The organism is Paraburkholderia sp. J12 (assembly GCF_905220215.1).
GTDB lineage: Bacteria > Pseudomonadota > Gammaproteobacteria > Burkholderiales > Burkholderiaceae > Paraburkholderia.
On record NZ_CAJMZC010000034.1, the window covers coordinates 1 to 6,865 of the forward strand.

Below are 6,865 nucleotides of genomic sequence, written 5' to 3' on the forward strand. Positions count from 1 at the left end.
GTCGATGCCAGCGGTGCGATCGTCATCCGCTAACGTGTCGAGCTTCGCTGCGATCTGCGATTCACCATACCAGTCGAGTTCGCGCATTGCTAACTGAGTGTTCGATGCGACCCATTGCAACCAACCCTCGCCGTGCTGCACGAACGCAGTCCGCAGCACGGGATGGCGTGCAATCGCCGCCCGCCACGCCGACGCGAACCGGCCAACGTCCAGTCCGTCGACGTCCAGCCGCAACTGCGTCAGGTACGCGCTGCCGCCCGGTGCGTATAGCGTATGGAACAGCATCCCCGCCTGCATCGGCGAGAGCGGATAGAGATCGTCGAGCTCCGCCGGCCGCAGGCCAAGCGCGTCGAGTTCGGGTTGCGCGAGTTCGACGAGCGGGAAATCCGAAGGCGTGAGCCTGCGTACGCCGGACGAACAGTGAGCAATCAACTGCTCCAGCTCCGTACGATACCGGTTGGCAAGATCGTCCATCGTCCGCGTGCGATAACGCTGCGCGCTGAATCCAATCGACACCTGCAACGCGCCTTCGTACACGCTGCCATTGATGGTCAATTCGTACGCGGCACTCGCTTGCTCGTCGAGCGGGCGGCCCGATAGTTCTTTGGCCGGGCGCCATGCGTCATCGCCGTCGAAGCTGCGGTCGAACTGTCCGAGATAGTTGAACAGCACCTGCGAAGGTTGCTGCGATGCGAGCACCTGCTTGACGTGCGCGTCGCCGAGATAGCGCAGCAGCCCGTAGCCCAGACCCCGCCCCGGCACCGCACGCAACGACTCCTTCACACGGCAGATCGCATCACCCAGGTCGCCAACCGGCTCCAGCTTCACCGGGTACACGCTCGTGAACCAGCCTACTGTGCGGCTCACGTCCAGACCTTGATCGATATCCTCGCGGCCGTGTCCCTCGACATCGATGCGGATGCTTTCGCGTCCGCCCCATGCACACAGCGCTCGGCCGAGCGCCGTCAACAGGAGGTCGTTGATCTGCGTGCGATAGGCCGATGGTGCGTCGTGCAACAGCGCGCGCGTCTGTTCGCGCGTCAGGCTGATCGAAACACCGGACGACGCTTTGATGGTCTGCGCGCCGTCCGCGTGATCCAGAGGGATATCGGCAGGCGTGCGCAGTACGTCGCGCCAGTAGTCGAGCTCGCCGCCCAGCGTCTGCGCGTGCGTGCCAACCGCCTGCGACCAGCGTCGATACGATGCGCTACGCGCCGGCAATAACGGTTTCTCGCCCGAACGCGCTTGCGCATACGCAGTCTGCAGATCTTCCAGCAACACGCGCCACGACACACCATCTACTACGAGGTGATGGATTACCAGCAGCAGCCGCGACGTGCCGTCCGCCACCTTCATCGACACGGCGCGCAGCACCGGCCCCGTCTCGATATTCAGGCTGCGGTGTGCTTCGTTGCAGCGCGCTTCGATGTCGTCGGTGCCGGTAACGTCGCAGGTGCTGAGAAAATCGGATGGCTGTGCATCGGTATAAGTCTGTTGCCAGTTTCCTTCGTCATCCTTATGGAATAGAAACCGTAGCGCGCCGTGATGCGAGATCACTGCACGCAAGGCGATTTCAAGTGCCTCCGTATCGAGCTCCTCGCGGCTTTCCAGCAGCACTGCCTGATTCCAGTGATGACGGTTCGGGATCGTCTGTTCGAAGAACATCTGCTGAATCGGCAGCAGCGGAACTTCACCGGTTTCGTCGTCGACCGTTTCCGGCATTTGCGCCCGCTGCGCAACGGCAGCGAGCAAGGCCACCGTCTGACGTTCAAACAATTGCCGCGCGCTCACCTGCCAGCCCGTCTGGCGCGCGCGTGCGACGATCTGCAAGCTCAGGATCGAATCGCCGCCGAGTTCGAAGAAGTTGTCGGTGCGGCTTACTTGTTCGATGTCGATGCCCAGTACTTCGGACCAGATCTGTGCGAGTGCTGTTTCCGTTTCGCCCTGTGGGGATTCGTAGCCACGCGTCTGGTACTCCGGTGTGGGGAGTGCCTTGCGGTCTACCTTGCCATTCGGATTCAGCGGCAATGCCTCCAGCACCATGATCGCCGAGGGCACCATGTAGTCTGGTAACTGCTTTAGCAGTGCTTCGCGCAGCGCCTGCTGCTCTACGGTGTGGTCCGCGTGTGCAGTCACGTACGCGATCAGACGCGTGCCGCCTGGTCCTTCCTGCGCCGTGACCACTGCTTCTCTTACTTCTGCCTGCGCGACCAGTTGCGCTTCGATCTCGCCCAGCTCGATACGCAACCCCCGCACCTTCACCTGATGGTCGATACGGCCCAGATATTCCAGTGCGCCTTCAGTCGTCCACCGCGCGAGGTCGCCCGTGCGGTATAGCCTCCCACCGTTCGCATCGAACGGATCCGGCACGAAACGCTCTGCAGTTAGCGCGGCGCGGTTCAGATAGCCACGCGCGAGACCCACGCCGCCCAGGTAGAGTTCGCCCGCCACGCCCTGCGGCACCAGAGTCATCTGTGCATCCAGCACGTGCGTGCTCACATTGCCGATCGGACGGCCGATCGGTACGACCTCATCGGCTGGACGGCACGTCCAGTGCGTCACATCGATTGCCGCTTCGGTCGGGCCGTACAGGTTGTACAGGCCCACTCCGGGTAGCTGCTCAAGCGTGCGGTTTGCCAGATCCGCGGGCAATGCCTCGCCGCTGCAGATAATCCGCTTCAGCTGTGTGCAGGTGTTTACCCCTTCATGGGCGACAAATGCCTGCAGCATCGAGGGCACGAAATGCAGGGTCGTCACGCCGTGATCGCGAATCAGCTCCACCAGTCGCTGCGGGTCGCGATGTGCACCCGGTTCGGCCACGGCCAGCCGGGCGCCCGTCATCAGCGGCCAGAAGAACTCCCACACCGAAACGTCGAAGCTGAACGGCGTCTTCTGCAGCACCACGTCGGTTTCTTCCAGCGCGTAGGCCGACTGCATCCAGGCGAGGCGATTCGACAGTGCGCTGTGACGGTTCGCGGCCCCCTTCGGGCGTCCTGTTGAACCTGAGGTGTAGATCACGTACGCCAGGTTCTCGCCGTGCACGCTCACCTGCGGTGCCACCGCGGGCTCCGTGGACACGTCCAGCGTGTCCAGTTCCAGCACCGTCACGCCCTTAGCCACCGGTAGCCGCTCACGCACCCACGACTGCGTCAGCAGCAGCGCCACGCCGCTGTCTTCCAGCATGTACGCCAGCCGGTCGCGCGGATACTCGGGATCCAGCGGTACATAGGCGCCGCCTGCCTTCAGGATCGCCAGCAGCCCGATCACCATCTCCACCGACCGCTCGACGGCAATACCCACCCGCACTTCCGGTCCCACGCCGAGCTTCGCGAGACGTTGCGCGAGACGGTTCGCCTGCGCATCGAGCTCGCCGTAGCTCAGTTGCGTTTCGCCGTACACAACCGCAACCCGTTCAGGATGCGCCTGCGCCTCGCGCGCGATCCGCTCATGCACCGGCATCACGTCTGCATAAGACTCGATGCACGAGCCAAGCGCCACAAGATCAGCACGCTCCGAACCCGCAAGCAAAGACATCTCGCCGATCACGCGACGATCGCCCTCACAAAGCACATCCAGCAACGCGGTCAAGCGCGCTGCAATCTCCTGTATCGAGCGATCCGCGAACATCGCGCGTTCGTAGCGATACTCGATGCGAATCCGCCCCGACTGCGTCACGATGAGGCTCAGCGGATAGTTGGTCTGCTCGCGCGCCGAGCGCATTTCAAATTCGAGCCCGCCTGGCGCCGCTTCCTTGAACGCCGCATCGACCGGATAGTTCTCGTACACCACCAGCGTGTCGAACAACCCGCGACCGCCCGCACCCGCCCAGCGCTGGATCTCGTTCAGCGGCGTGTGCTCGTGCTCGCGTATCGACAGGCCCTGCGCCTGGACTTCGCGCAGCCAGTCACCGACCGTCTGCTCCGCGCGCGGCGCCAGCACGACAGGCAGCGTGTTGATGAAAAGCCCCAGCAGTTGCTGCGAGCCCGCAAGATCGGTCGGACGACCCGAAACCGTCGCGCCGAACACCACCGCGCGCTGGCCGGTGTACCGTTGCAGCATCAGAGCCCACGCGGCCTGGATCACCGTGTTCACGGTCACGCGCTCTTCGCGTGCGAGCTGTTCGAGACGCTGCGTCAGCGCTTCATCGAGCGTCACGCGATGCTCGCCGTAGCCGGACTCCGGCGATTGGCGGCCGTCTCGTGGCAGCGCATTCGCGAGCGACGTCGATCCGTCGAGCTTCGCAAGCTGCTCGCGCCAGTAGGCCTCGTCGACTTTCGTATCGCGCTGCTGCAGCCAGGCAATGTAGTCACGATAACGACCGCCTTGCGCCAGCAAGCTCTCGCCCGCGTAGTGTCTCAGCACTTCGCCGAGCAACTGCGACATGCTCCATCCATCGAGCAGCACATGGTGATCGGTCCAAACCAGGTCATATCCATCGTCAGGACAGCCAAACACGTTGACCCGCATGAGCGGGGGTCGTGCAAGATCGAACCCGCGCTGGATATCCTCCTGCATCCACCGCGCGAGTTCCTCCTCGTAACGCTCGCCCAGCTGCGACCAGTCATGAACGTCATAAGGCACCGCGGCATCACGGTGCACGAGCTGAACCACCCGGCTTCCATGCTTCCACTCGAACCCGGTGCGAAGCGTGTCGTGGCGCGCGATCACGGCATTCCACGCCGCTTTCATGCGCCGATGATCGAGCTCGCCATGTATCGTCCAGCGCTTCTGGTTCACATAGACGCCCGAGCCGTCGACGTCCTGCAGCGTATGGAACACAACGCCCTGTTGCACAGGCGACGCCGCGTAGACATCGACCACCGTGGCGAGATCGGGATCGAGCCGCTCGTATTCGTCCTGCTGTAGTTGCGCGAGCGGAAAGTCCGACGCGGTCGCGCCCGGCTGCGCCGACACGCAATGCCGTATCAACGCCTGCAGTTTCGCCTCGAACCCGGCTGCGAGCCGGACGACGGTGTCGTGCGTCAACTCGCCGTCGCGATATCGCCAGTTCAGACAGAGGCAGCCTTCGACGACGATGCCGTTCAGATCGAGCGTCATGTCGGCGGGCTCGGCAGCCGAAACCGGCGAGCCCGCCGATTCGGCGGCAAACGAAAATCGTCCGCCCGTTTTCAGGCTCTGATCGAACTGGCCGAGATAGTTGAAGCCGATGCGCGGCACCGGCAAATCGCGCAAGCTATCCCGCAACCAGCCATACCCGATCCCACGCGGACGGACGTGCCTCAGTTGCTCTTTCACCTCGCGGATGGCGCGCGCGCTATCCTGTTGTGCAGGCAACCACACGGGGAATTGAGTGGTGAACCAGCCGACAGTCTGGCTCACATCGACATCGAGATCGGGCAACTCGCGACCATGCGCTTCGAGGTTCACTAGTACGCCGGTCCCGCCGCTCCATGCCGCAAGCGTCTGTGTGAGTGCGGCCAGCAGCACGTCTTCCACGCTCGCGCGCCAGGCACGGGGCGCGCCGCGCAACAACATGTCGGTCGTGTCGCGATCCAGTTCCGTGCGCACGACCTGCGGCGCCCACGATGCGGGAATTGCGATAGCGTCCCGCACGGGCAGCTCCGTCCTCGCGTCTTTTAGCTGCTCGCGCCACCAGCCGAGCCCGGATTGAAACGCTTCCGTCGCGGCCCACGCCTGTTGCTGTGCGACCCACGCGCTCCATGGCATGGATGGCACACGTTTGTACGTCTCTCCGGCGACGAGCGCCTGATAGAGCGTCTGCAGATCGTCGAGCAGGATGCGCCACGACACGCCATCGACGGCCAGATGATGTATCGCGAGCAGCAGGCGCGACTCGCGCTCCAACGCGAAATAGCCAACGCGAAAAATCGGTCCTTGTTCAAGATCCAGGCTCGTTTGCAGCCTGGTTCCCTGCGCTTCAAGGGCACGCGTCCATTGCGGCTCAAGGCGCAGGTCTACGCATTCGACGATTGCGTTATCCTCGGTCCTCGCGACACGCTGTTGCCAGTGTCCACTGTCGTCGCGCGTAAAGCGCAGCCGTAGCGCGTCGTGCATGCCGGACAGCGCGAGCACCGCACGCTCGAGCAACGACACGTCGAGATGCCCGTCAACCTTTAGAACAACTGACTGGTTCCAGTGGGATTCCCCGAGCGGGAAACGCTCGAAGAAGGTCTGCTGGATCGGCGTAAGCGGCAGCGCTTCGTTGATCTCCAGAACCGGAGCCGATTCGTCGTGCTGCACCTCCGCGACCAGGGCCAGCGTGGCAACGGTCGGATGTTCGAATACCTGCCTCGGTGTCAGCTTCAAACCCGCGTCTTTCGCCCGAGCGATGATTTGCAGGCTCAGGATCGAATCGCCGCCGACCTCAAAGAAGTTATCCGTCACCCCCACATCGTCACGCCCGAGCACCGACCGCCACCCCCCCAGCAACACCCCCTCCCGCTCCGTGCGCGCCTCCACCCGACCCAGACCACTCCCCGCCTGCGGCTCCGGCAGCGCACGACGGTCCACCTTCCCGTTCGGCATCACCGGCAGCCGATCCAGCACCACCAGCGCTCCCGGCACCATGTACCCCGGCAGCCTCCCCTCCAGCCCCGCCCGCAGCCCCTCCACCTCCACCGCCCCCGACACGTAACCCACCAGCCGCCGCGACTCCCCCTCCCCGCGCAGCTCCACCGCCGCCTGCTCCACCCCCGCCACCTGCCGCAGCACCGCCTCGATCTCCCCCAGCTCGATCCGGAAACCCCGCAGCTTCACCTGCTGGTCGATCCGACCCAGGAAATCGATCGTCCCGTCCTCCCGCCGACGGCACAGGTCCCCCGAGCGGTACAGCCGCGCGCCGTCACCGCCGAACGGATCCGGGATGAACTGCTGCGCCGTCAAC

1 protein-coding gene is annotated in these 6,865 nt (G+C 64.1%); it reads right to left on the reverse strand.

Features of this window, described 5'->3' with window-relative positions; all coding sequences use genetic code 11:
• Positions 1-6,865: non-ribosomal peptide synthetase (locus U5760_RS31430; RefSeq protein ID WP_322016202.1), on the reverse strand; the 6,865-nt coding region annotated here is incomplete at both ends.